The following is a 25,109-nucleotide window of genomic DNA, read 5'->3' on the forward strand; positions in this document are numbered from 1 at the left end:
TACATGTATAACGTCTTGTATACATGTATATTAAAGCGTTATCAATGAATTGTCAATATTTATATTTACACATCTCAGCCCAAAAACATGAAGAAGCCCCATCCGAAGAGGGGCTTCTTCATGTTTTTGCGGCTCGGTCAAGCTTCATGGCGAGGCATTCCGTGATTTCTGCCCTGCCTCTTCGCATGATACATCGCCATATCCGCATTTTTTACCAATGCTTCTATCGTTTCTCCATCAAACGGGAACATGCTGATCCCAATGCTTGTTGAAATATACAGATCATGATCTTGAATACGGAAGGGTGCATTCAATGCCTCCATAATCTTCTGGCAGTAAGCTTCCGTTTCCGCTTTTGACGTATTTGGCAGTAGGATGGTGAATTCGTCACCGCCTTGACGTGAAACAATCCCTTTATTCGATACAAGATCTTGTAAGCGCTGGGACACACGCTGCAGAAGAAGATCGCCGACGGAATGACCCATCGAGTCATTAATGAATTTGAATCCATCCAAATCCAGATAAAGCACGGCAAACAATTGATTTTTTTGTTTGGCTTCGGCCATCGTCTTTTCAAGGATATGTTGAAACGATTTACGGTTGGGGAGTTCAGTTAAGGAATCGAAAAATGCCAATTTTCGAATGGTTTCTTCCGCTTTATTACGTTCGATTACCAGCCCTATTAAATAAGCGGAACGCTCGATCATTTGGAGTTCCCTGGTTTCGGGAGATTTTCGAGTCTTGTAATAGATAGCGAATGTTCCGATCACCTGATTGTCTTTATCCGTAAAGGGGACAGACCAGCAAGCCCGAAACCCGTGATCCAGCGCAATCTCGCGGAAATCCCGCCATAACGGATCATTCTCAATGTCAGATACAATAATATTTTTGTTATAATAGGCGGCGGTTCCGCAAGAACCCATGTCCGGTCCAATTCGTATGCCGTCTACAGCCCGCAAGAAAGAAGCCGGAAGACGGGGAGCCATTCCATGTTTTAATAAATCGTTATCAAGCAGCAGAATGGAACAAACAGCCTCTGTTTGCTTCTCTACAAATTCAATAATGTGACCTAAAATATCTTGTAGCGGCCTGCCTTTGGCAACCATTTCCAGAACCACATTTTGCTCGTTCAAATGATCTTGAATTAACTTTCGTTCAGTAATGTCGCGGCCGACAACAATTAACCACTCCCGCCGACCATCCTCGGCCATAACAGGTTCTTTAATAAACTCGATAATTACGGTCGAGCCGTCGGAACGCTTGAATTTTTCTTCAAAATGAATCGTTTTGCCTCGTCTCCAGGCTTCATTGTCGGTTTCTTCGCATGTATGAAAAAACTCTTCCATATGCGGCTTAGAACGTTGAAAATCAAGATTTGTTTTCCCCTTATACGCGTCACGGTCTAACTCAAATAACTGCAGCGCAGCATCATTCGCTTCAACCCATGCCCCTTTACCGTCTTTAAAAACAATGATATCAGGCATGATTTGAATTAATGTCAGCAGGTAATCACTTGTCTTATCTTTTATATGTTCTAACATGGGCACCATCTCAGTTCCGTGAAGGTAAAATAATTACTCACATATTCGACATGAACCATCCGCATCCTCCATGCCCGTTAAAATTTTACCATTCAAAAACCACACCGTCTTTCGTCTCCTACGTCGTTCTTTCTTTATTGCGATTGAATAATTTCACAGCTGAATAAACGAGAAGACCGGCCACAATCACGGCGGCAACCGGGAACAAATACCCCTTCGCCAGCTCCCCGACCTCGTGCCAATTGGGACCAAGCTTGTACCCAAGATAAACGTATAAACTCGTTATAGGCAGCATGGCACAAAACGTAAATAACGAGAACTTCCAGACACTCATTCTGGCCATGCCGCACGGAAGCGAAACAGCGGTCCGAACCCCCGGGATAAACCGGCCCAGAAAAGCTACGCCCGCCCCATACTTATGGAAAAATCGTTCGGCCTTATCGATCTCTTTCGTCCGTATAAAAAAGAACTTGCCAAACTTTATTATCACCGGCCTCCCCCCATACTTTCCTAATGCGTATAGAGTCAAGGGTCCTGTTACCCCTCCGACTGTCCCTGCCAGAATAGCCAGCCCCAAGTTCATATCCCCTTCATAGACCCAATAACCGACGAGGGGAAGAACCAGCTCTGCCGGAACAAACTCGAACGTCAGCGCCAAAACGACGCCTATGTACGATAATTGTTTGAAATAGCCAATAAACTCCAATAATATCTGTTCCATTACTCACCTCATCTTGTTTCCTTAGCAATACGCGAAAAAAAATCGACGGTTTCAGGTCTCATACAAACAAGAACACAACATCATCGTGTTGTGTTCTTGTCCAAAACCGATTTAAACGCTTCCCATAAAGCATGACTTAATTCAATAGCCTTCGTTTCAATCATAGAGGTCTGCACGACCCATTCTCCGGAAACATGTTGAATACGGACGGAATGGTCATGTTTATTTAAGTAGCTTAACATTTGTCCGATCGTTAATAATGGAAGCGCTTTATGCTTCTCGACCCCGTTCAAGTAATAAATCATCTCTTCGTGGTCACCCATAGCTATATATTCGCCTTCTTGTGGTATCCAATGGTTTCGCAGGTATTCTTTTTGAACATCTGTCAGTTCTTGCAGGTGGGAAGAAGTAATTCGCTGGAGCATCATGATCCTCCTTACTTAAGCTATGATGTTATCATAAAAACAAAAAAGACCCGAATCCAGCCAGGATGCGCTATCATCTAGCGCTTATCGTCCTGGACTGCGACGGGTCTGGAGCACAAAAAGACCCGGATTCACGGGTCAACGATGCAAGTCTGCATACATACACAATTTGACCCATCTACTGCTGACGAGGTTAGCTGTCGGGCTCGGGAAAGATGGTTCCCTACATGGAATGATTCGCCCCAATTTCATTGGTTCCCCCGCTTTCCGGTTTCGTGTAAACCGGAAATTAAGCGTGATTTCATCATACAAAACTGCTATTCGCAAGTCAATAATCCAAAATCTTGAAATTCATTGAGAAGTTGTTCCGGTCGCTTACTCCACGCGAGTTATTTTCGCCTGCCGACGTACAACTTCGCCATCCGTCTTGTGCAGCTGATTCAGCAATTCGATCTGAAAACTGCCCGGATTGTCGGAGCCGGCGATCTGGACCGCTCGCTCTGCGGCAACCCCATAATAAGCCAATGCCGCCACAGCAGCAGCCGCTTGATCGTTCTCCACCGCAAGGAAGGCGCCGACCACCGAAGTCAGCAAGCAGCCTGTTCCGGTCACTTGGGTCAGCAGCGGCGTACCATTGCTCACCCGATACGTCGCCTCGCCGTCGCTCACATAATCGTCACGGCCTGTGACGATGACGACACAGCTCATCGCCCGCGCCGCTTGCCGGACAAGCGCAGGCACTTCCCCGGCCGCACTGCCTGCATCGTCCACGCCTTTAATGCTCCACGATTTCCCGACGACGTTAGCCACTTCCGCAGCATTGCCTCGAAGTACCGAGATCCGCAGCTCCTTCATGAGCGAACGGGCCGTTTCCGTGCGATATGCCGTCGCCCCGGCTCCCACCGGATCGAAAACAATCGGAACGCCATGCGCGTTCGCCGATTGCCCCGCGATCCGCATGGCGTGAACGATACGGTCGTCCAGCGTGCCTATATTCAAGACGAGGGCGCCGGCGATTTGCGCCATCTCTGCAACCTCTTCGTGAGCATATGCCATAACCGGCGATGCTCCTAAGGCCAGCAGGCCGTTCGCCGTGAAATTCGTTACGACTACATTCGTAATATTGTGCACGAGCGGTTTATGGATCCGCACCTTATCAAGAATATCCGCGAAATATTGAACGTTCATTACCCCATCCCCTTCTTCCGGTTACATGATACTATCTCATATCGCGGATGGTTTGCCAAGCGCTTTATACGAGCGCACAGATATAAATAAAGAAGCCCCCGCCATACACCCGCGAGAGCTTCAAATCCCGTTAGGTTTGATCATGTTGCAGAGCTTTCCCGATAGCTTTCATTGTTGGTTATTGGTGTTCTTTCTCGTTTCCAAGCAGTCCGGCTCCTGGCAATCCGAATAATACGTAGTCACCTTCTCGGAATCGAACGTGCCAATAATTTCAGCGCAATGCTTACACAAGATTACACCCAGGTCTACGCTAATCGAGGAGTTTTCCATGCATGATCCATCCTTTCTTTCATGAAGTCGGATTAGCTCGGCAGCCAAGCTGGCATTCGCCTTTTCAATAACATGTTATTCCTATTTATTATACACTATTCTTCTTATTTATGTCGTTATATTTAACGATAATCTCGAATAAAATATTTAATTCAGGTTGTAATTTCATTAAGTACACACGGAATAGCAGAAAATCTTCCTTTATTGCTCACAACTCGCCGAGTTTGACCTGCATTGCCGGCGCCCGCCAACACGACTATACCGGCAGCTGCCGGCCAACGCCGCTTTACCCGAACTTGGTGACGACATACGTTCCCGTATTTGTAAAGCTGCTCATTTCCTCGAATATGCCGTTCACCTCGGAAAGCGAAACTTCTCGCGTCACCATTTTCCCCGGCGTCAATTTCCCGTTGGATACGAGGGGCAGTACAGCATGATAGCGATGCGCCGGCATGCCGAAGCTCGTAATGAAAGAAAGTTCTTTCAGGATCATCTCATCGACCGGAATCGCGATGGCCCCCGCATCCTGCTTCGACGTCATGCCGATTTGAAGATGCCGGCCGCGCTTGCGCAAGCTTCTGATCGCGCTAACCGCCGTCTGCGACAGCCCGAGCGCGTCTACCGACACATCCGCTCCGCCTTGTGTCATTTCGTTGACGGCTGCAATCGGATCGGTCGTCCTGCTGTTGACCGTGTAAGCGGCTCCCATTTGCTTCGCCAAATCGAGGTTGGCATCGTTGATGTCCACGCCGATCACATTCGCCCCCATAGCGGAGGCGATATTGACCGCCGATAGACCTACCCCTCCGCAGCCGTAAACAACAACCCACTCGCCGGGAAGCACCTGAACCCGGTCCACGATGCCGTGGAAAGCGGTAATAAATCGGCAGCCCAGGGCCGATGCTTCGGCAAAACTGATTTCTTCGGGCAAATGGATCATATTCCGGTCAGCGACAGGAACCGCCACATATTCGGCGTAGCCGCCCTGATACGTTAAGCCGGGCATCAAGAGCGAATCGCAAAGATGGGAATGGCCGCTTACACAATGCGGACAAGAGCCTTCGCTTCCGGAAAACGGCACCGTGACTCGATCGCCCTTCTTAAACCGGGTCACTTTGCTGCCTACCTCTTCCACAACGCCGCTAAATTCATGGCCGAGAATATTAACGGGAACGAGACCGCTTTCCCAAAAGTGATGATCGCTTCGGCATACGCCATTCGCCATAACTTTCAGCAGAACGCCATCTTCCGCCGGCTTCGGATCTTCGACTTGCCTCAGGATCAAATTTTTGGCACCTTCCAGTACAAGCGCTTTCATCATTGTTTCCTCCTCAGGTATGTTCAGGCTGCAGAACGTCCAGGCCAATCGCGGCGGGCAGCACTACGCGTTTGCTCAAGAAGCCCAGCATGACTGCCGGGCTTCCCGAATATGTTATGGCAATGCTTCTTCTTCGGTCCAACGCTTTCCGGCGCACCTGCTTCCAGTCGAATGTGCTGCCGCCTCGCACCGATAGTGAGATGAATAACTCAAAATTTATACAAGAAAAAAATACCATGGTTGCGCATTTGTGTCAATACTTCCGTTTATTTATTCGGAAACTGCCGGACACTATTCGACGCCAACGATCCGTTTCAGTTCCCTCATATCCCGAATCACAAAATCGGGAGAAAAAGTTTTCAAGTACGCTTCTCCCTTGAGCGACCAAGAGACCGCGGCGGAAGCTACTCCCGCGCCACGGGCGGACAAAATGTCATAGTGACTGTCGCCGACCATCAAGGTATGCTCCGGGGAGGCATCCAGCAAGGCAAGCGCCTTCCGAATCGGCTCCGGGTCCGGTTTCCCTCTTTGGACGTCTTCTTCCGTAACAAGCGTATCCATATAGGGCAGCAGTCCGGTTGCTTGTAACCCCATCACGGCCGTTTTCTTTATTTTACTTGTCACAACGCCTAGCCGGATACCTGCCTCGTGCAGCGCTTCTAACGTCTCTTTCACATGAGGAAACGATTTCACTAAACGGTCGTGATGGGTCTCGTTATACGCTCGGTAAGCTTTTATATAAGGCTCTACCTCTGTTGACTTTGTATAGACCTCGAGCTGCTCTCTTAATGGCAGCCCCATGCTTTGGGCGATAAACTCCCGGCTGCAGCTTTCCGCATGGGGAGCGTCTTTCAGAACATGCATAAAGGAACGGATAATCAGCTCATTCGTATCGACAATTGTCCCGTCCAAATCAAAAAGAACCGTTGTAAACAACGTCCTCCCACCTTCTCCATCTATTTTACGGCCCGTCCCTTATCGTAAACCCGTAGACTTTCTCACTACAAGCTCCGGCAGCAGCACAATCCGCTGTTTATGCGTCACATCGCCCTTCAATTCCTGAACAAGCAAATCGACGATCTGCCTTCCCATCTGTTCCATCGGTTGAGCTATCGTCGTTAGCGGAGGGTCCGTAATCGTGGCCAGCATCGTGTTGTCAAAGCCGATCACGGATACATCCTGAGGCACCTTCAGTCCGTGCTCGTTCGCCGCCTGGATCGTGCCGATGGCCAGAAGGTCGTTGGTCGCAAATATAGCCGTCGGCGGTTCCTCCCCGCTCAGCAGCTGCAGAGCCAGCTTTTTCCCGTTAGGAACGGTGGCCTCGCCAAGCAGGACAAGGCTTTCATCAAGCTGCAGATCATGCTCCTCCAGAGCCTGATTGAAGCCGCGAACCCTTTCCTTGGCGCACCGGATATTTTCCACAATAAGCCCCATTCTGCGATGGCCGAGTCCTATGAGATGTTTGGCTGCTTCATAGCCTCCGACAAAATCATCGATCGAAACGGAGTTGATGGATATGGTCGGAATATCCCGGGCGATCAGAGCAACAGGCATATTCGGCTTGACCAGATTTCTCGTAATCGTTTGCTGGTCTTCAAAGCCCGACAGGATAATGACTCCGTCCACACGTTTTTTTTGCAGCAGTGTAAAATAGGAAGCTTCCCTGTCCGCATCGTAATCCGTGCTGCAGATCATCACGCTGAAACCGAGTTCCCTCGCGCGGTCCTCGACGCTTTTGGCGATTTCCCCAAAAAAAGGGTTGGCCAAATTCGGAATGATCAATCCGAGCGTATAGCTGAATTTTCCGGTTAAAGCCGTAGCGAGCGAATTCGGCGTATAATTATGCTTTTCGATAATCTCCAACACTTTTTTTCTCGTTTTATCACTAATTCTGCCGGTATTATTGACAACTTTCGATACCGTAGCGATGGATACTTCGGCTTCCTTAGCAATGTCGAAAATATTAATACCCATTGCACAAACCTCATTTTCTATATATTCAAGGAAAACGTTTAACTCCCTTTATTATATTATACTTTCAAAGGTTTTGATCATGCAATGGAGGAATTCAAAGCACCCTCGTTTCTTCCTTGGAGAGAAAGGCGTCGGCAGCCGCTTGGGCAATTTCCAAGGCCCGAAGTCCGTCGATGGCCGTACACGAAGGCTTTTGTCCGTGACGAAGGCAATCGATAAAATGAGTCATTTCCAGCAGAAACGCATCCTTGAATTTTGTCGCAAACTCAGGAATAATATCGTGGCTGCTTCCCTTGGGTCCCAAAATGCGCAAATCGTGATGCCTCAAGGAGCCGATCTGCAGCGTGCCTTCCGTCCCGACCACCTCGCCCCGGATGTCGTATCCGTAGCCGGCGTTCCGGCTCGATTCGACATCGCCGGCCGCGCCCGATTCGAAGTTTAGGTAGGTTAGCGCCTGATCGACATCCCCGTATTCGCCCATGAAGGCGTGAAGCTGAATGCTTCCCATAGACCTGACGGACCGCACTTCAGACCCCATTAAGTATCGGGCCATGTCAAAATCGTGGACGGCAAGATCGAGAAAGATGCCGCCGCTATGTTTAATATACGCCTCCGGCGGAGATACGGGGTCCCGGCTGACGCCTTTAAAATAGATCGGCCGGCCGATATCGCCGGCATTGATTCTTTTCTTCGCCTCGGCGTAGGCCGGATCAAAGCGCCTCATAAACCCGACTTGGCAGGTAATGCCGGTTTCTTCCACCAAGCGAACAAGCTCGCGGCCTTCTTCCACAGACTTCGCTATCGGCTTTTCCACAAAAATATGTTTGCCGTGCAAGGCCGCTGTTTTCAGAAATCGGGCATGGGTATCGGTAGGCGTCGATAGGATCACAGCGTCGATATCCGGGTCCGTAAACACATCATCCGGATTCGTCGTCCATGCCTCGACCCCGAGCTCCCTTGCCGCCCTTTCTGCCGTCTCCGCCCGGGAGGACGCCACTTTGACCAGTTTGGCGGATTTGATTTTCGTATGAAGATTTTCGGCGTGCCAATACCCTAAGCGGCCCAGCCCGATAGCCGCGCAACGAATGTCTCCCTGCATATCCACACCTGTCCCTCCACGCGTCTTACGCGCTCTTATTTTTCGTCATGACATCAAAGCATACGGCCAATACCAGAATAAGGCCTTTCACAATATACTGCCAAAAAGCTTCCATATTGAGCAGGCTCATGCCGTTATCCAGGCTTGCCATAATGAGCGCCCCCAGGATAGCGCCCACCACCTTGCCCCGGCCGCCCATCAGACTCGTTCCGCCGATAACTGCCGCGGCAATCGCGTCAAGCTCCATCATATTACCCGAGCTGGGAGCACCGGCGTTAAGCCTTGCGGATAAGACGATACCGGCGATGGCCGCTACCAAGCCGTTCAGCATAAAGACGAGCAGCACAATCTTTTTGACTTGGATACCGGAATATTTTGCCGCCTGCATATTGCCCCCGATGGCATAAATATAACGCCCGAACTTCGTGCTGCCTGCAATGAACGAGAACAGCAGAACGAGTCCAAGCATGATGAGGACGGGAATGGGATAGCCTTTGTAAGAGTGCATCGAGAGATAGAAAATGACCATCAAACCGGTAAATAAAATCAAGCGGGCGGCCAATTTGCCGGCCGGTTCCAGCTCCAGACCGTTTTTCTTCCTGGTACCTCTCTTCTTTAACGTAAAATAAACTAGGAGAACAATCGCCATGATCGTCAAGATCAGGCCGAACAAACTATTTACATATTGATCGCCCAGCACTTTATAGCTCGGATTCATCGGCGCGATCGAAATCCCTTTCGTTATGCCGATTAATATTCCTTTAAACACCATCATACCGCCAAGCGTGACAATAAAAGACGGAATATTCAGATAAACAGTCGCAAAGCCTTGGATGCCTCCGACGATCACGCCCAAAAGAAGCACGGCGAATAGGGTTGGAACCGTTCCCCACCCTTCCCAGGCCATTAAAGCTGCCGCAACCCCGCCGACCAATCCGACAAGAGAACCGACCGAAAGATCGATATTCCCGGTTACGATGATAAGCACCATTCCGGTAGCCAATATCGAGACCACCGACATTTGTACGGTCAGGTTGGAAATGTTGCGCGCGCTAAGGAACGTTCCGTCCGTTAATACGGAAAAGATGATCCATAAAATAATTAATCCCGCAATCATCGCATACGAACGGATATCGATTTTTTTCGTCAGCTGCCCTGCAGGAGTGCCCGGAGCTGCGGCCAGTTTATGTTCCATTTCATCTACCTCCTCCGGTTGCATAATGCATAATTTTCTCTTGCGTAGCCTCCCGATAGTCGAGCTCGCCTTCGATTCTGCCTTCACACATAACCAGGATCCGGTCGCTAATGCCGAGCACCTCTTCAAGGTCCGATGAAATCATAATGACGGTAACGCCCGCCTCTACAAGCTCGTTCATGATTTTATAAATTTCAAACTTCGCCCCAACGTCGATGCCGCGCGTGGGCTCATCGAGAATCAAAATTTTAGGCTCGGTCATCAGCCATTTGCCGATGACGACTTTTTGCTGGTTGCCCCCGCTGAGATTTTTAACCTGTGTCTCGACGCTGGATGTCTTAACGTTTAAAGCGGAGACGTATTTTTGGGAATACTGAATTTCATCATCGGGATGAAGGACGAATGCCGAAATTTTATTCAAGCTGGCTAAGGTGATATTCTCAGCTATGCTCATGTCGAGCACAAGACCGTATTTTTTCCGATCCTCGGAAACAAGCGCGATGCCGTATTCGGTCGCTTCGACGGGACTCTCGATCCTCGCTTTAACCCCATCAATCCATACCTCCCCTTCCTTCTTCCCGGGGAATGCGCCGAAAATGCCGGATACCAGCTCTGTTCTTCCCGAGCCCATCAAGCCGGATATGCCGAGAATTTCGCCCTTGTAAGCTTGAAGATTGACACGGTCGACAAGCTTCCGCCCGGGGTTCTGCTCGTCGTATACCGAGAAGTTTTTCACTTCAAGGGAAAGCTCTTTCCTCGTATGAGGCTCGCGGGGAAACATTTTATCGAGCTTTCTGCCGACCATCATGTAGATTAACGATTCACGGTCAAGCTCATGAATGTCTTTCGTTCCGACATAGGTCCCATCCCGAAGAATGGAAACAGAATCGCAAATTTCAAAAATTTCGTTGAATTTATGGGAGATATAGATGCAGGTTACGCCATTTTCCTTAAGCTTCCTTATGATGTTCATCAGAATCTCGACCTCGTGCTCCGTCAATGCCGAGGTCGGCTCGTCAAGGATTAAAATTTTTGCTTTTTTCGACAGCGCCTTGGCAATTTCGACCAACTGCTGCTGTCCGACACCCAGGTTCTTCACTTTTTCATTAGGATTGATCTTTAAATCCAGCTCTTTCAACAACGCCGTCGTATTCCGGTAAAGCTCATCCCACTGAATGACGCCCATCTTTGTCGGTTCGTTGCCGAGAAAAATGTTTTCTTGCACGGAAAGCTCCTGGACGAGAGCCAGCTCCTGATGGATACATACGATGCCTGCCCGCTCGGAATCGGCCGTATGCTGAAAATGCTGCACTTCCTTGCGGATTACAATTTCCCCATCGTAAGTGCCGTATGGGTATACGCCGCTAAGAATCTTAATAATCGTCGATTTTCCAGCGCCGTTCTCTCCGCAAAGACCGTGAACCTCGCCCTCTTTAATTTGTATGTTCACTTGATTGAGCGCCTTGACGCCAGGAAACTCTTTGGTTATGTGATTCATCTCCAACAAATATTCGCTCAAAGTATCACCTTCTTGACCATTCGGAGTTTAAGTTTCCAAGGATAGATCAGGAAAGAAAGGAAGCGGCGGTGCCCCGCTCCCTTTCCCACCCTCCAGCTTTTACGAAAGCGGCATAATGCTCTATTGGGCTTTAGGCCATTGATCCTTCGGCATATTTTTATAGATGTCTTCCATTTTTTGATAGCCGTCTTTAATTACCGTGTCTACCACATTCTCCTTGGTTACAAGCTGCACGTCCATGAGCAGACTTGTCACTTTTTTAGTACCGTTATCCACCGTTCCGACGTGACCGTTTTTGAAATTTCCGCTGTTCAACTCTTTGATTTTCGCTTCGTCTTTTGCCGCCAAAGCGTAGACAAGATCCATCGCGGTTTGGTTCAGAACTTGAGTAGGCTTGTACACGGTGCCGGTTTGTTTGCCTTCCACAATCCGTTGAAGGGCGGCGATGTCGGCATCTTGGCCGGAAACGCCCACTTTACCCGCCAAGCCTTGCGATTCCAGCGCTTGGACTACACCGCCTGCGGTACCGTCGTTGGAGGCAATAACGGCAACGACGTCGTTCTTCGCCTTGGTCAGGCCGTTTTCTGCAATTTTCAGCGCCTCCTCCGGGTTCCAGCCTTTCGCCCATTGCTGAACGACGATCTTAATGTCGCCCTTGTCCATATAAGGTTTAAGCACGCTTTCCTGCCCTTGTTTCAACAGATGCGCGTTATTGTCTTCCGGACCGCCGAGCACCCAAATGTAATTGCCTTTCGGATACCGGTCCGCGAGCATCTTGGCTTGCAGCTCGCCTACCTTGACGTTGTCGAACGTAATATAATAATCCAGGTCTCCGTTACGGACCAAGCGGTCATAGGCCACTACCGGCACTCCGGCCTGATGCGCCTTTTCCACAATAACGCCGGACGATTCCGAGTCTTGTGCCGAGATCAGCAGGGCGTCAATCCCTTGTGTCAGCATGCCCTCAACCTGCTGTACCTGTTTCGCGGCATCTTCTTCACAAGACTGGACAATCAGCTTGAATCCCTTCTCGTCTGCATATTTTTGCGCCATTTTCACTTCACGCTGCCATCTCTCTTGCTTCATGGTGCCGACGGAGAAACCGATGACCACTTCATCATTTTTACTTTTTGCGGCGCTGGCGCCAGGTTCACTGGAGCCCGCGTTTTGCCCGGCCGGCGCACCGGTTCCCGCCTGCTGACTGCAAGCGGTCATAAAGGCGGATAGCAGCACGATCATCATCGAAACGCTCTTCAAAACATTCTTCTTCATTCCAAAACTCCCCCTTCATATTAAGAAAGCGCTTTAATTAATAGGCGCATATCTTCTTTGATGAGTGATTCCGGTTCGTCATGCTTCGAACGCAGCGGCAATTGATCGTAATAATTTTCCAGGATGATCCAGCCGGTATAACCGATCTCCTTTAATACCTCCATGCTGCGGTAAAATCCCGAATCGCCCTCTCCGAGCAGAGACGAGCTGATTTTACCGTGTTTTCCGTCTTTCACATGGATTTCATCACCTAGCAGGGGAGCCAGCTCCTTCAGCATGGCGGGGGCGTCATATCCCCGGAACAAAGCGTAATTTTGGGTATCGAAATAAAGCTTCAAGTTCGGCCGGTTGACGATTTCGGCCAACCGGAACATCATCTGCGCAGCCAGCAAATTTTCCGTAGCCACGGCAATGCCCCGCTGCTGAGCGTAATCGCAGGCGGAGATCAGCATCTCCGCGCTGCGAATGAGATCCTGCTCGCTCACGATATCGCTCACTTGAAAGCTCGGGATCATGACCGTAGGAATGTTCATCGCTTCCGCCGCCTCAATGGATCGCATGATGGCTTCCTTCACGATCCCGCTGTCGACGGAGTCGGGAGGCTGCGTCATGCTGTACGCATCCGTTACGCGAACGGCAATGGACGGAAAAGCGATGCCATATTGCTCGGCCAGCCCCAGATAAGCTTGTTGGACCGTTCTCCGCGATACAGGAAACCCTCTTTCGTAGCTTCCAATTTCGAGCTGGATGCCCTCAAACCCAAGTTCGGAGGCGGTCCTGCAAGCGTAAGGCCCGTCGATAGGCAGCGACCAATGGCAAATGCCCAGCTTATACGATCGGTTTACCATGATGGCGTTCCCTCCGTCACTTCGATTTCAGCCATGCGTGGTCGGGATCATCCTGGAACTTCCATGTGCGTACCGGGCCTGCCATCGTGTTCAAATAATACAGGTCATACCCCGGGGGCGCCGAGACCGGATGGTAGCCTCTCGGCACGAGCACCACGTCTCCGTCCTTCACAATCATCGTCTCATTCAGGGAGCCGTCGTCCGTATAAACGCGCTGGATCGCAAAACCGCCCTCCTGTTTAATCCGGTGGTAGTACGACTCTTCCAGATAGGTTTCGTCCGGCAAGTTATTTTGATCGTGTTTATGCGGCGGGTAGCTGGACCAATTCCCGTTCGGCGTGAACACCTCGACGACCAGCAAACTGTCCGCCTGCGCACTCTCGGGTAAAATATTGTTGACTTGCCTCTCCATATCGCCCGTCCCTCTCATTTCAACGGCGACATCTTCAGGCGATATCAATCTCGCTTCGTATGTTCCCTTGCCAGGGGCCGAACAAATCGCTATCTCCAACTCCGTATCTGCAGCAATTCTCACAGAGTCGCCCGGCGGCACATAGACCGAATAAGGAGCCATTTGCTCGAACACGCTCATCCGCTGGCCGATATGCTCCCAGGTTTTGTTCTGCGTAGCCACCGTCGCCTTCCCGCTTAATAGGACGACGCACAGCTCGTTCCCGCCGGTTTCCTTGTGCAAAGACTGGCCTTCGGCTAACGTATATACCTCGAATCCCACGTGACTCCAGCCTGCGCTTTCAGGTGTGACGACAAGCCGGTTCCCGTTGCTGCCCGGCTCTTTAGACGAGGGTACGATCAAATTGTTCAATGAGTTCAACGTCATTTCCCCTTTCGTTGTAAAACTTGCTCTACGGCATGGACAATGTTCTCCGGTCCGATATTGTATTTCTTCAGCAGCGCATCGTTGGAACCGGATTCGGAATTGCGATCCTGAACGGCTACCCGCAGCATCGGAACGGGGCAATTTTCTACCAGCACTTCCGCAACAGCGCTTCCAAGGCCTCCATAGATCGTGTGCTCCTCCGTCGTTACGATGGCGCCGGTCCGCTCGGCCGCCTCCACGATGGCCGCCTGGTCGATCGGTTTCACGGAAGGCATATGAAGCACGGTAACCCGGATGCCCCGGCTTTCCAGCGTCTGGGCGGCTTCCAGCGAACGAACCGTTTGCGTACCGGTTGAGATGATCGTCGCGTCTTCACCGTCTTTGAGTTTGATCGCTTTTCCCAGCGTAAACGAATAGGAGACTTCATCGAAAATCGTCGGCAGCGGGTCCCGGGCAAGCCGGATATAAACAGGCCCGTTGTATTGGTTGGCGAACTCCATCATTTTCTTGACCTCCACCCCGTCGGCCGGAGAAAGCACTACCATGTTAGGAATGCTGCGCATAATCGCCAGATCCTCAAGACCTTGATGGGTTTTGCCGGTACATCCGGTAAGAAGCCCGCTGTAGGCACCGATCATCTTGACATCCAGCTTGGGTTGTGCGACCGTCACCATGATTTGGTCCAAAGCGCGTTTGGTAATAAAGGCGGCGAACGAGCAAACCCAAGGCTGCAGGCCCACCGTTGCGAGACCTGCCGCCACACCGACCATATTTTGCTCGGCTATCCCCATTTGGAGAAATTTGGACGGGTTGGCTTCGGCGACTTTATCCATCTTGGTTGAGGTCGCCAAATCGCCGTCCAATGCATAGACTCGCGGATCGGTTTGCGAAAGCCGGACCAGCGTATCTCCGAAGACGTCCCTCATCGCAACCGCGTTTCCCAACTGAACCGCCATCAGCGACTCCCCCCTTGTAATTGTTGCAAGGCTTTCTTCAATTCCTCGGCGTTCGGTACCTTCGCGTGCCAGACGTAGTTATTTTCCATAAAGCTGACGCCTCGGCCCTTCAACGTATGCGCAATGACGATAACCGGTTTACCTTGCACCGCTTTCGCGTCCGAGAAGGCGTCGAGCAGTTGTTCCATCGAATGGCCGTCCACCTCGCTCACATGCCAGCCGAACGCCTCCCACCGCAGTCGCGGGTCCTGGACGGGAGCCTCGCGCAAATCGCCTTCGCTGCCCTTCCAGCCATATTGCTGCAGCTTATTGTAATCCATCACGACGATCAAGTTGTCCAGCTTATACTTCGCTGCCACATCGGCCGCTTCCCATACTTGCCCTTCCTGGGCCTCGCCGTCGCCGATCACACAATACGTATAGAACGATTGGCCTTGCAGCTTGGCGCCCAGCGCCATGCCGACCGCTGCGGAAATTCCTTGGCCGAGGGAGCCGGTGGACATATCCAGGCCCGGGAGCAAATTCATGTCGGGGTGCCCTTGAAGGCGGGAATCGATTTCGTCAAAGGTCGGGAGCTCCTCGACCGGGAAGTAGCCCCTCAACGCCAGGACGGTGTATAAGGCGATGGCCGAATGCCCCTTCGACAATACGAAGCGGTCCCGGTCGCGTCCGAGGTGATCCTCGGGGTTGATATGCATCGCTTCAAAATACAGGCTGACCAAAATATCCGTAACCGAAAGCGGTCCCCCGATATGCCCTGCATTGGCATGATGGACCGTTTCCAAAATCAACTGCCTCGTCTTGGAGGCCAACCTTTCAAGCTCCTGTAAACGAAGCTGGGTTAAGGTTCCATTCATTTCGCTTCCTCCTTCAGCTGCTTGATCCACGGTTTACAGCACTCTCGCGGATTGGACTTTGTCTTGCATTTGCCGATAGGCCGCTTGGACATCTTCGCTTTCCGATACTTCCGCGACGCCCAATCTCCACCACGATTCGTAGCCGGTCGTGCACGTTCCCGGCAGCACTTTGATATCGATCAAGGTCGATACCTGCTGCTGCTTCGCGTCGGCCAGTGCGCTGTGCAATTGTTCGAGCGTGCGTACCGTGTAGCCAACCGCGCCCTGGCTTCTCGCGTGGCCGGCATAATCGATCTGCACATAGTCGCCGGTCAGCCGGCCGGTTTCCCTGGAACGGTAACGGAATTCGTTGCCGAATCCTTGGCTGCCTTGGCCCCGTTGCAAATTGTGTATACATTGGAAACCGTTATTGTCGAGCAGCAGGACATTGATTTTATAGCCTTCTTGAATAGAGGTGACCAGCTCGGAGTGAAGCATCAAATAGCTGCCGTCGCCAACAAGCGCGTACACTTCCTTGTCCGGCTCCGCCATCTTAACGCCTAACGCCCCGCTCACCTCGTAACCCATACACGAGAAACCGTATTCCATGTGGTAGGTTTTAGGCACTTTGCTTCTCCACAACCGCTGCAGGTCCCCCGGCATGCTGCCGGCTGCGCAAATGATGATGTCTTGTTCATCGATGAAACGGTTGATTTCGCCCAATACACGCGTTTGCGCTAATCCGTCGGGGTTCTCGGCGCTGTAGTAACGGTCGACCTCCTCATCCCACTGCTTCTTCAAAGTCTCGATATGACCGGCCTCATAACCGCTCCGGTACCCCGCTTGCTTCAAGGCCTCCGCCAAAACCGGAAGCGCTTCCTTCGCATCGGCAACGATCCGCTTGGCATCCATTTTATACGCATCAAACTTGCTGACGTTAATGGATAAGAAATCGACGTCCGGGTTTTGGAACGCTGTTTTGGAGGAGGTTGGGAAATCCGCCAAACGCGTTCCGATCCCAATGATCAAATCGGCTTCCTTGGCCAGCAGGTTTCCCGCAAGCGAGCCGGTTACGCCAACCGCCCCGATATTCAAGGGGTGATCCCAGGGCAAGGCGCTTTTCCCCGCTTGCGTCTCCGCCACCGGAATGTGGAACGCTTCCGCAAATGCCTTTAATGATTCGGCAGCCTGGGAATAATGAACGCCTCCCCCGGCAATGATCAGCGGCTTCTTCTTGCCTCGGATCAGCTCAACGGCCCGTGCGACGGTTTCTTTATTCGGCGCTGCGCGCTCCACATCATGAACCCGTTTCCTGAAGAACGCGGCAGGGTAATCGTAGGCTTCGGTCTGTACGTCTTGCGGGAGCGCCAACGTTACCGCTCCCGTATCAACCGGATCCGTAAGCACGCGCATCGCATTCGTAAGCGCAGTTATCAGTTGTTCGGGGCGGGTTATGCGATCCCAATACTTGCTCACCGGCTTGAAGGCGTCATTGGCCGATATGGTGTAATCGCTCGGATTTTCGATTTGCTGCAATACCGGATCCGGCTGCCGGGACGCGAAAATATCGCCAGGCAGCAGCAGGACGGGAATGCGGTTTACGGTTGCCGTCCCTGCGGCCGTCACCATGTTCAGCGCTCCGGGTCCGATCGACGACGTGCAAGCGAAAATTTCCGTCCGATTGTTTTGTTTGGCAAAAGCGATTGCCGCATTGGCCATACCCTGCTCGTTTTTACCTTGGTAGTAAGTCAGACTTCCCCGATCATTCTCGAGGGCTTCCCCTATTCCCGTCACATTCCCGTGGCCGAAAATGCCGAAGACACCCTTGACGAATTTGCGTTCCGTCCCATCGACACGGATATACTGGTTATCCAGGTACTTCAGCAAGGCCTGAGCCATCGTTAATCGTATCGTTTGCATGCTTGCAACACTCCTTGATATGGATTGGGGTTCAAGAAGACCCGGATTAAGCGTTGACGGTTTGGATCTGGACAAGCTTCCCGGATTTGAACGAATCCGTTGCGGCGATCGCGATCGCAAGTGCAGCCTTGCCGTCTTCTTCGGTACAATCCGGTTTCGTTCCGTTCATCAGACTTTCAATAAAATGAGCCATCTCCAGCAAATAAGCATCTTTAAACTTGCTTGGAAAATCAGGAATAATGTCGTATGTGCTGCCTTGGTGGTTCAAAATTTGGATGTTATGCTCGCGCAGCGAGCCGATTGTGATAACCCCTTCCGTACCGACGATTTCTCCCCGGATGTCGTAGCCGTAAGGCGCAATACGCATCGTTTCGATATCGCCAGCCGCTCCGTTGCTGAATTGAAGCGTTGTCAGAGCCTGGTCGACATCTCCGTATTCGGACAAGAAGGCGTGCATCAAGACATGACCCGTTGCTTGAACGGAGACGACATCCGCATTCATCAAATATCTGGCGATGTCATAGTCGTGAATGGAAATGTCCAAATAAATGCCTCCGCTGTGCTTGATGAACGAGGCCGGCGGCACATTGCCGTCCCGGCTTAAGCCTTTGAAGTAAATCGGCTGGCCGATGTCCCCCTTCGCGATTCTCTTCTTCGCTTCGTGATAGGCGGGGTCGAATCGTCTCATAAATCCGACCTGACAGACGACGTTGTTTTTACGAATCGCCTCAATCACTTCGTCCGCTTCCGCTAACGTTTGCGTGATCGGCTTTTCCACAAAAATTTGTTTTCCCTTTGCAGCCGCTTTTTTGATCATCTCCGCATGTGTGGAAGTAGGCGTCACAATGACCACCGCATCGATATCCGGATTGTTAAACGCGTCGTCCGGATCGATCGAATAGCTTTCAATCCCCAGCTCGCTCGCGACCTGCTCCGCCCGGCCTGCAATCGGATCGATGACGGTCAGCAGCCGTGCCCCCCTGATTTTTGTCGCCAAGTTTTCCGCATGCCAGTACCCTAAACGACCTAATCCCAATACAGCGCAACGAATTTGCTTCATGCTGTCCACCGCTTTCTTTTGATTTGTTTGGTTTGATGTTTATAGCTGCTCTTCCAAATTCACGGCTACGGTTACGGTTTCCAGCATCTCTTCGATGGCAAATGCCGGCCCCTCTTTGCCCATACCGCTTTCTTTGACTCCGCCGTAAGGCATTTGATCGGCGCGGAAGCTGCTCGTATCGTTAATCATGACTCCCCCGACCTCAAGCAAATAAGGAATCGTGTGCGCAAGAGAAACCGATTGGGTAAATACACCGGCCTGCAAGCCGTATTTGGAGTCATTGACCAGCCGGACGGCTTCTTCGATCGTCTCATAAGTGGCAATCGATACGACGGGAGCGAACACCTCCTCATCGACGACCTTCATGCCCTTGGTAGCGCCGGTAAGAACCGTCGGGTAATACACGTTGTTCTCTCTTCTGCCGCCGGTCCAAATCTTCGCGCCTTGTTCAACGGCCTCGTTCACCCACCCTTCAATGCGGATCGCTTCTTTCTCACTGATCATAGGCCCAACGATTGTGGAAGGATCCAGCGGATCGCCGACCTTGAGGCTTGCCGTGTATCTGAGAAACGCCTCCATGAAAATTTGTTCGATCTCTTTGTGCACGTAGATGCGTTGTACGGAGATACAAATTTGGCCTGCATGCGCAAAGGACATTCGAGCCAGCTTGGCCGCAGCCGTTTCCACATCGGCGTCTTGGTGGACAATCGTTGCGGAGTTCGACCCCAGCTCCAGCGTCACTCTTCGCATCCCGATCGTTCGATGGATATGCTTCCCGACTTCGGGAGACCCGGTAAAGGTATACTTATGGATCCGTTGATCCGTAAGTAATTGATCGCCCAAGGTGGAGCCGCTTCCCACCAAACAGCTTGCGAAACCTTTCGGCAAGCCGGCTTTCTCCAGAAGCTCGCACAGCTTCAGAGCGGAATAAGCGGTATCTGAAGCCGGTTTAATGATGACGGGATTGCCTGCCGCCAAGGCCGGAGCGACCTTGTGGACAACCAGATTTAAGGGAAAGTTGAAAGGCGTTATCGCACAAACAAGGCCTATCGGTTTTTTGATCGTGTAAATGAGCCGCTTGCCGATGTTAAGATTGGGCGCCACTTGAGCCGGAATCATCTCGCCGGTAATTTTGATCGCTTCCTCTGCCGACAACAAGAAAATCAGCGCCGACCGGTTTACCTCAGTCCTGGCATCCACAATCGGCTTACCGCCTTCGGCGGCAATCGCCTCCGCGAATTCCTCCAGATGGTCAAGCAGCAGATGATACATCTTCATCAGAACCTGAAATCTCTGGGCGGGAGCGAAGTCGGATTGCCTGAACGCCCGCTCCGCCGCTTCCAGCGCCGCATTCTTCTCCGCTTCTCCCGCCTTGCTAATTTGTGCGAATAATTCACCTGTATATTTATTGTAAATAGGATGCAGCTCGGAAGTTTCAACCCATTCACCGCCTATGAACAGCGGCTTAATTGTTTTTTGCGCCAGCATGGCGACCCTCCTTCATTCCTTTTTAATAGCATAACACTTGGGGAAAGCCTTTAACCTAAAGCTATAAATAGTTGCCTTATTTTATCCGCTTCCCGCTGCGCTTGCGCTTCTGCTGTCCCTCGCATGAGCATTCGCCGATTTGTCCGAACGGTTCCAGTACACGGTCAAACAGGCCGCGAGCAAGCCTGTCGCCGCTGAGAACAGGAAGCCGCCGGTTAAATCGGAGCCGTCGTTAAACCATCCGGCAAGGAAAGGTCCCAGGAAAATACCGAGCGAGTAGAACGCCTGATAAAATCCCATAGCGGTTCCGCGCTTCTCCTGGCTGATCCCTCGCAGCGCCAAGCTTAACAACAATGGAAAGCTCAGTCCTTGCGCAAATCCGTTGATCCCCTGGGTCAAGCACAGCAAGCCAAGATCATGAATAAACGGGGTGGCGAGCGTAAAGACGGCGCTGCCTGCAAAACCGATCGTCAAAGTCGTCCAGCTCCCCCATCGTTTCATAAACAGTCGACCCGACAGGAAGGTGGCGATTGCATGGGGAATCATAAAAGCAACGACCAGCATGCTGATGGCCTCTTCCGTTCCGCCAATCTTGAATGCCTGCAGCGGTGTAAACCCGAATATGGTAATAAACAACGTACTGTGGCAGATCGTGGAGAGCAAGGATACTTTCAACAAGTTCGGCTCTCTCACAACGGCGGTCAATCCGTCCCAACCCACAGGTTTCTTGAAAGATTGGCGCTCCGTATCCTTAATGCCCAGAGAAAGCAGCGCGCCTAGCATAGCGAAAGCGAGTGCGACCCAAAAGGGGGCGTGCCACCCCCAACCGCTGACGAGAAATGCGCTTGCGCTCATTCCCAGAAGCTGAGCAGCCACGGTAACGAACTGTATGTTGGACATCGCTTTGGCTATGTTCCCGCTTGCAAAATAAGCCGAATACAGAACCGTAAAGACGACCCAAGTCGACGCGGATACGCCCGAGACAAGTCTGGACACTAAGATCCAGCCGAAATCCCCCATTAATAAGCCCATGCAGCTCAGCATGCTCATAACCAAACCGAGTGAAACGAACAGCTTCCTTCGGCTTAAATAATCCGACATCATGCCCAGTGGAAATCGGATAAGCAATTGGGTAATGCCGTAACTGCCCAGAATCAAGCCGATCAAGAGATGACCGGCCCCCTTCTGCTCCAGATAGGAGGATAAGATTGGCGAATACACATACTGGGAAGACCAGAACAGGAAGGTAACCGCGATAAACAGCGCATGATCTTTGACTCGGATACCATGAATTTTCTCGATGTCTACAACCTCCTTGATGGAGTTCTATGCGCATACGGCAGCCTGCGCATTCCTTCGCAGCAAGACTTTAATCGACGGTGACGAAAGCTTCCCTCTCGATCGATTCATAGCAGGCGTCAATCACTTTCATATTCTGGATGGTGTTGGCCGGCGTATAGAATGGCGTCAAGCCTTCCAGCACACATTGCGAGAAATGCTCGACTTGCAGCACATACTGATGGCCCGCGATCGTTTCATCCCTCGAGGCCCCATCGTCCGTTTCCACCGTGATCGAGGATACCCCGTCCGTTAATTGCGGTAAAAACGCCCGGTTCACCCTCACGCATCCCTTGGTGCCCACAATTTCATAATGATGCCGCTGCTTCTGATCCATTGAGGCATCGAACAAGGCCGTCATCCCGTTCTTCAACTCCATGAACCCGGCTGCCGACAGATCCACCCCGCCCGGCTTATCTTTCTTAGCCGATACAAACACCCGCTCAGGCTCGGTACCCAGCACATTCCGGATCGCGTGCACGCAGTAGCAGCCCACATCATACAAACAGCCTCCGCCCAGCTCCGGATTCGTGCGAATGTTGCTTTCCCGCCCCTCAAGGAAGAACGAAAAGCTTACCTTCATGGTCTTGAGTTCTCCGAGCTCGCCGGAAGCTATTATCTCCCGGACCCGTTGATGCTGCGGATGAAATTGGTACATGAACGCTTCCATAAAAATAACGCCGTGCCGATGACAAGCTTCGATCATATGTGCCGTCTCTTCGGCCGTTAATGCGGCAGGCTTCTCGCATAAGACGTGTTTGCCTTTCTCTGCGGCTTTGATCACCCACTCGGCGTGGAGCGAGTTCGGCAGCGGAATATAGACCGCGTCGATGTTCGGATCTTCCAGCAGCGCGTCGTACGTCTCGTACACGTTCTCAATCTGGAATCGCGCAGCGATTTCTTTCGCGCTCGGCTTTGAGCTGGCGATTGCTGTCACCTCCGCGTTGACCGCATCCCGAAAAGCCGGAAGCAATTCCTCCTGCGCGATTTTGGCCGTGCTGATAATTCCCCATCGAACCTTGTTACTCATCGTTTGACCCCTTCCGGTTTTTATGGCATTACAGGTACGTGGCCGCAGAGGAACGGAAGCGCTTTCAAAAGGGATTTGTTGCATGGCTGCCGCCTCTCCCTGTCTAAGTTGCATCCTCCTTCTCTATCGACCGGAGGTTATCGGTTATGTAAGGCCTATATAAGGAAAATGTTTAACCCTGAATTCTGCTGGTTTGCGCATTTAATTCCAACTAAGCGGAGCTGCTTTACGATAAATTCCCTTAAATCCAGCCCGTATCGCCGGATATTACTCACATTCATGCGTTCTAACTACCGTCTGACCTCGCTAATTGGTCTGCATTTTAGGGAAAGCCTTTTCCTTAATCTATGGTTTTTATTTTAGCATATATGGCAATATTTATCAACACTGAAATTCTTTGGCGCTTATTCGCACCCTGCCTATTCCCTATTCGTCATACGTCAATAAAGCACGGTGTCGCCCGCATGAATCGACGTCAACTCTTCCGTCGCTTGAACGGCGCAGGCCAGCGGCTCGGTTAGGGCCGCTTCTTCAAGCGTGACATGGTCCGGAATTTTATAAATCATATCCTCTCGGGCCATGACATATTTCGTAAAGCCGCCGTCTATACCTGAGCCTAATGATCTGCGGTCATTGCATAATATATAATTTCCCGTTGTACAGTACGCGCATATGACGCATGTAATGGCGGTGGAAGGCAGAACGGTCACCCGATCCCCCTTCCTGATATGTTTCACCTTCTCGCCTGCTTCAACAACGATCCCCGAAAATTCATGCCCGATGCTCACAGGCGGGTAACTCGACAGCTTTCATTTTCACCCTCCCCTGGATTCGATTTGGCAAGGTAAACCTTTACCCTCCAATGAGCTTATACTAGCATTATTTTTAGAACTGTACAACAAAATTATTAGCGCTGGACTGTTCATAAAACCAAGACGGGAGACTCCATAGAGCCCCCCGCCTTGGTCCTGCTACTTTTCAGTCCGATTGTTCGGATGTCAGCATTCCGTCATTGGCCGGTCCGTCTTCACCCGCGATTCCAAGCAATCGGGCCTTTGACAGTCGGAATAATAAAAAGTTATTTTCTCGGAATCGAACGTTGCAATCATATGCTCGCAATACTTGCACAGGATCGTTCCAAGCTCAACCCGGGAAGTTGCGTTGTCCATACATGATCCATCCTTTCTTCCATCCGCTGCACGGATTCGGAAACATGGCCGGCATAACCCGCTGCGCAACGCCTTTCGTTATAACAAGCTTTTCACGGTCTGGGCGATCCCCTGAGGGTCCATCCCGTAATATTTGTACACTTCGTTGGGCTCGCCGAGAACGGCAAACTGGTCGGGCAGGCCGATTCGCTTAAACTTGCAGGCAACGCCCGCCTCCGCAATAATCTCGGCCACGGCGCCGCCAAGGCCTCCGTTGATGCTCTGGTCCTCGACGGTCACGACGCAGCCTGTCTCCAAGGCGGCTCGGAGCACCGCATCCGTATCAAACGGCTTGATCGTGTGCATGTCGATGACTCTCGCCTTGATCCCCGATTGTTCCAGCTCTTTGGCCGCCATCAACGACCAGTATACGCTGCTGCCCGTGCCGATCAGCGTCAGATCTTTGCCTTCCTGAACGGTGATGGACTTGCCGATTTGAAATTCATAATCGTTATTCAGGTAGACGTCCGGTTCCGCGCCTCTGGCAATGCGGATAATCATGGGACCCGGATAACTCATCGATTCCCGGACCACTCTTGCGCACTGGTTGGCATCGGCGGGGCAAATAATGGTCAAATTCGGCACCGCCCTGTAGAAGGACAGGTCGGCGATCGCATTGTGGGTGGGCCCGCCGCCGGATGTGACTCCCGCGTGAGTGCCAATGAGCCTGACGGGCACATCATTGTAGGCGATATCCGCATGGATCTGGTCTGCGGCTCTCAGAGGCAGGAACGGTCCGAACACTTGCGAAAACACAATTTTGCCCGATAACGCCAATCCTGCCGATATGCCCACCTGGTTCGCTTCCGCGATCCCGACATTAAAGCAGCGGTCCGGATATTTGCTCATGAATTTGCCGACAGTCGAGGATGGAGCTACGTTATCGGAGCAAAGAAAGGCAAACTCCAACCCTTCATCGGCCATTTTCATCAACTCTGAACCATAAACCTCTCTGGCCGAAGACAAAATTTGATCAAAATTCAAACTAATTTCCACTGCCATAGC

At 51.4% G+C, this 25,109-nt stretch carries 24 protein-coding genes and 1 riboswitch; all 24 genes read right to left on the bottom strand.

Annotated features, from left to right (window positions below):
• Window positions 1-137: 137 nt before the first annotated feature.
• The 24 genes from JMF85_RS21550 to JMF85_RS21665 all read right to left on the bottom strand — a co-directional run bounded on the left by JMF85_RS21550 (window position 138) and on the right by JMF85_RS21665 (window position 25,106).
• Window positions 138-1,541, bottom strand: a complete 1,404-nt coding sequence (locus tag JMF85_RS21550) for a diguanylate cyclase domain-containing protein (RefSeq protein ID WP_201318874.1) — start codon at window positions 1,539-1,541, stop codon at window positions 138-140.
• A gap of 118 nt (window positions 1,542-1,659) precedes the next feature.
• Window positions 1,660-2,262, bottom strand: coding sequence for a DedA family protein (locus tag JMF85_RS21555; RefSeq protein WP_127606488.1), 603 nt, complete (start codon window positions 2,260-2,262; stop codon window positions 1,660-1,662).
• Between the two features lie 80 nt (window positions 2,263-2,342).
• Window positions 2,343-2,687, bottom strand: a complete 345-nt coding sequence (locus JMF85_RS21560) for a hypothetical protein (protein ID WP_127606490.1) — start codon at window positions 2,685-2,687, stop codon at window positions 2,343-2,345.
• Window positions 2,688-2,854: 167 nt separating this feature from the next.
• Window positions 2,855-2,993: riboswitch (cyclic di-AMP (ydaO/yuaA leader) on the bottom strand.
• A 69-nt stretch (window positions 2,994-3,062) separates the two neighbouring features.
• Window positions 3,063-3,875, bottom strand: coding sequence for a hydroxyethylthiazole kinase (thiM, locus tag JMF85_RS21565; RefSeq protein WP_054798912.1), 813 nt, complete (start codon window positions 3,873-3,875; stop codon window positions 3,063-3,065).
• A gap of 168 nt (window positions 3,876-4,043) precedes the next feature.
• Complete coding sequence (locus JMF85_RS28445; protein WP_269103646.1) at window positions 4,044-4,205, bottom strand: GapA-binding peptide SR1P; 162 nt, start codon at window positions 4,203-4,205, stop codon at window positions 4,044-4,046.
• A 286-nt stretch (window positions 4,206-4,491) separates the two neighbouring features.
• A complete protein-coding gene (locus JMF85_RS21575; protein ID WP_308645031.1) occupies window positions 4,492-5,526 on the bottom strand; it encodes a zinc-binding dehydrogenase in 1,035 nt (344 codons plus the stop codon).
• A 288-nt stretch (window positions 5,527-5,814) separates the two neighbouring features.
• Entirely contained in the window at window positions 5,815-6,459 is a 645-nt protein-coding gene (gene ppaX / locus JMF85_RS21580) for a pyrophosphatase PpaX (RefSeq protein ID WP_127606492.1), read from the bottom strand.
• A gap of 39 nt (window positions 6,460-6,498) precedes the next feature.
• Entirely contained in the window at window positions 6,499-7,497 is a 999-nt protein-coding gene (locus tag JMF85_RS21585) for a LacI family DNA-binding transcriptional regulator (RefSeq protein ID WP_201318875.1), read from the bottom strand.
• A 94-nt stretch (window positions 7,498-7,591) separates the two neighbouring features.
• Window positions 7,592-8,596, bottom strand: coding sequence for an inositol 2-dehydrogenase (iolG, locus tag JMF85_RS21590; protein ID WP_054795417.1), 1,005 nt, complete (start codon window positions 8,594-8,596; stop codon window positions 7,592-7,594).
• Between the two features lie 25 nt (window positions 8,597-8,621).
• Window positions 8,622-9,791 carry a sugar ABC transporter permease gene (locus tag JMF85_RS21595; protein WP_236595947.1) on the bottom strand — a complete coding sequence of 390 codons (1,170 nt, stop codon included), beginning with the start codon at window positions 9,789-9,791 and terminating at the stop codon, window positions 8,622-8,624.
• A gap of 1 nt (window position 9,792) precedes the next feature.
• Window positions 9,793-11,289: a xylose ABC transporter ATP-binding protein gene (locus JMF85_RS21600; RefSeq protein ID WP_483874222.1), complete on the bottom strand. Its 1,497-nt coding sequence runs from the start codon at window positions 11,287-11,289 to the stop codon at window positions 9,793-9,795.
• A 141-nt stretch (window positions 11,290-11,430) separates the two neighbouring features.
• Window positions 11,431-12,582, bottom strand: coding sequence for a sugar ABC transporter substrate-binding protein (locus tag JMF85_RS21605; RefSeq protein ID WP_141334587.1), 1,152 nt, complete (start codon window positions 12,580-12,582; stop codon window positions 11,431-11,433).
• A gap of 20 nt (window positions 12,583-12,602) precedes the next feature.
• The gene (locus JMF85_RS21610) at window positions 12,603-13,430 is read right to left on the bottom strand and encodes a sugar phosphate isomerase/epimerase family protein (RefSeq protein ID WP_054795390.1); all 828 of its coding nucleotides are present in this window, start codon (window positions 13,428-13,430) and stop codon (window positions 12,603-12,605) included.
• A 16-nt stretch (window positions 13,431-13,446) separates the two neighbouring features.
• Window positions 13,447-14,253: a 5-deoxy-glucuronate isomerase gene (iolB, locus tag JMF85_RS21615; protein ID WP_201318909.1), complete on the bottom strand. Its 807-nt coding sequence runs from the start codon at window positions 14,251-14,253 to the stop codon at window positions 13,447-13,449.
• 11 nt (window positions 14,254-14,264) lie between these two features.
• Window positions 14,265-15,224 (bottom strand): transketolase family protein, encoded by a 960-nt coding sequence (locus tag JMF85_RS21620; protein ID WP_054795389.1) that lies wholly within the window; start codon window positions 15,222-15,224, stop codon window positions 14,265-14,267.
• Entirely contained in the window at window positions 15,224-16,081 is an 858-nt protein-coding gene (locus tag JMF85_RS21625) for a transketolase (protein ID WP_127606506.1), read from the bottom strand. The genes JMF85_RS21620 and JMF85_RS21625 overlap by 1 nt, the downstream gene beginning before the upstream one ends.
• 33 nt (window positions 16,082-16,114) lie before the next feature.
• Window positions 16,115-17,980, bottom strand: coding sequence for a 3D-(3,5/4)-trihydroxycyclohexane-1,2-dione acylhydrolase (decyclizing) (iolD, locus tag JMF85_RS21630; protein ID WP_127606508.1), 1,866 nt, complete (start codon window positions 17,978-17,980; stop codon window positions 16,115-16,117).
• Window positions 17,981-18,026: 46 nt separating this feature from the next.
• The gene (iolG, locus tag JMF85_RS21635) at window positions 18,027-19,040 is read right to left on the bottom strand and encodes an inositol 2-dehydrogenase (protein WP_127606509.1); all 1,014 of its coding nucleotides are present in this window, start codon (window positions 19,038-19,040) and stop codon (window positions 18,027-18,029) included.
• 39 nt (window positions 19,041-19,079) lie between these two features.
• Window positions 19,080-20,528 carry an aldehyde dehydrogenase family protein gene (locus JMF85_RS21640; protein WP_127606511.1) on the bottom strand — a complete coding sequence of 483 codons (1,449 nt, stop codon included), beginning with the start codon at window positions 20,526-20,528 and terminating at the stop codon, window positions 19,080-19,082.
• A gap of 81 nt (window positions 20,529-20,609) precedes the next feature.
• Window positions 20,610-21,848, bottom strand: coding sequence for an MFS transporter (locus tag JMF85_RS21645; protein ID WP_308645032.1), 1,239 nt, complete (start codon window positions 21,846-21,848; stop codon window positions 20,610-20,612).
• Window positions 21,849-21,897: 49 nt separating this feature from the next.
• Window positions 21,898-22,896: a Gfo/Idh/MocA family protein gene (locus JMF85_RS21650; RefSeq protein WP_127606515.1), complete on the bottom strand. Its 999-nt coding sequence runs from the start codon at window positions 22,894-22,896 to the stop codon at window positions 21,898-21,900.
• 440 nt (window positions 22,897-23,336) lie between these two features.
• On the bottom strand, window positions 23,337-23,684 hold the full coding sequence (locus JMF85_RS21655; RefSeq protein ID WP_054795386.1) for an alcohol dehydrogenase catalytic domain-containing protein: 348 nt from the start codon (window positions 23,682-23,684) through the stop codon (window positions 23,337-23,339).
• 210 nt (window positions 23,685-23,894) lie between these two features.
• Window positions 23,895-24,065 carry a GapA-binding peptide SR1P gene (locus JMF85_RS28450; RefSeq protein ID WP_127606519.1) on the bottom strand — a complete coding sequence of 57 codons (171 nt, stop codon included), beginning with the start codon at window positions 24,063-24,065 and terminating at the stop codon, window positions 23,895-23,897.
• 78 nt (window positions 24,066-24,143) lie between these two features.
• On the bottom strand, window positions 24,144-25,106 hold the full coding sequence (locus JMF85_RS21665) for a transketolase family protein (protein ID WP_127606521.1): 963 nt from the start codon (window positions 25,104-25,106) through the stop codon (window positions 24,144-24,146).
• Window positions 25,107-25,109 lie beyond the last annotated feature (3 nt).

Source organism: Paenibacillus sp. EPM92 (assembly GCF_016586185.1).
Taxonomy (GTDB): domain Bacteria; phylum Bacillota; class Bacilli; order Paenibacillales; family NBRC-103111; genus Paenibacillus_G; species Paenibacillus_G validus.

Excerpts from the sequence above, each read along its gene's own strand:
- JMF85_RS21550 (WP_201318874.1), bottom strand. The coding sequence starts at position 1,541 with ATGTTAGAACATATAAAAGATAAGACAAGTGATTACCTGCTGACATTA.
- JMF85_RS21555 (WP_127606488.1), bottom strand. The coding sequence starts at position 2,262 with ATGGAACAGATATTATTGGAGTTTATTGGCTATTTCAAACAATTATCG.
- JMF85_RS21560 (WP_127606490.1), bottom strand. The coding sequence starts at position 2,687 with ATGCTCCAGCGAATTACTTCTTCCCACCTGCAAGAACTGACAGATGTT.
- thiM (WP_054798912.1), bottom strand. The coding sequence starts at position 3,875 with ATGAACGTTCAATATTTCGCGGATATTCTTGATAAGGTGCGGATCCAT.
- JMF85_RS28445 (WP_269103646.1), bottom strand. The coding sequence starts at position 4,205 with ATGGAAAACTCCTCGATTAGCGTAGACCTGGGTGTAATCTTGTGTAAG.
- JMF85_RS21575 (WP_308645031.1), bottom strand. The coding sequence starts at position 5,526 with ATGATGAAAGCGCTTGTACTGGAAGGTGCCAAAAATTTGATCCTGAGG.
- JMF85_RS21585 (WP_201318875.1), bottom strand. The coding sequence starts at position 7,497 with ATGGGTATTAATATTTTCGACATTGCTAAGGAAGCCGAAGTATCCATC.
- iolG (WP_054795417.1), bottom strand. The coding sequence starts at position 8,596 with ATGCAGGGAGACATTCGTTGCGCGGCTATCGGGCTGGGCCGCTTAGGG.
- JMF85_RS21595 (WP_236595947.1), bottom strand. The coding sequence starts at position 9,791 with ATGGAACATAAACTGGCCGCAGCTCCGGGCACTCCTGCAGGGCAGCTG.
- JMF85_RS21600 (WP_483874222.1), bottom strand. The coding sequence starts at position 11,289 with ATGAATCACATAACCAAAGAGTTTCCTGGCGTCAAGGCGCTCAATCAA.
- JMF85_RS21605 (WP_141334587.1), bottom strand. The coding sequence starts at position 12,582 with ATGAAGAAGAATGTTTTGAAGAGCGTTTCGATGATGATCGTGCTGCTA.
- JMF85_RS21610 (WP_054795390.1), bottom strand. The coding sequence starts at position 13,430 with ATGGTAAACCGATCGTATAAGCTGGGCATTTGCCATTGGTCGCTGCCT.
- JMF85_RS21620 (WP_054795389.1), bottom strand. The coding sequence starts at position 15,224 with ATGGCGGTTCAGTTGGGAAACGCGGTTGCGATGAGGGACGTCTTCGGA.
- JMF85_RS21625 (WP_127606506.1), bottom strand. The coding sequence starts at position 16,081 with ATGAATGGAACCTTAACCCAGCTTCGTTTACAGGAGCTTGAAAGGTTG.
- iolD (WP_127606508.1), bottom strand. The coding sequence starts at position 17,980 with ATGCAAACGATACGATTAACGATGGCTCAGGCCTTGCTGAAGTACCTG.
- iolG (WP_127606509.1), bottom strand. The coding sequence starts at position 19,040 with ATGAAGCAAATTCGTTGCGCTGTATTGGGATTAGGTCGTTTAGGGTAC.
- JMF85_RS21640 (WP_127606511.1), bottom strand. The coding sequence starts at position 20,528 with ATGCTGGCGCAAAAAACAATTAAGCCGCTGTTCATAGGCGGTGAATGG.
- JMF85_RS21650 (WP_127606515.1), bottom strand. The coding sequence starts at position 22,896 with ATGAGTAACAAGGTTCGATGGGGAATTATCAGCACGGCCAAAATCGCG.
- JMF85_RS28450 (WP_127606519.1), bottom strand. The coding sequence starts at position 24,065 with ATGGACAACGCAACTTCCCGGGTTGAGCTTGGAACGATCCTGTGCAAG.
- JMF85_RS21665 (WP_127606521.1), bottom strand. The coding sequence starts at position 25,106 with ATGGCAGTGGAAATTAGTTTGAATTTTGATCAAATTTTGTCTTCGGCC.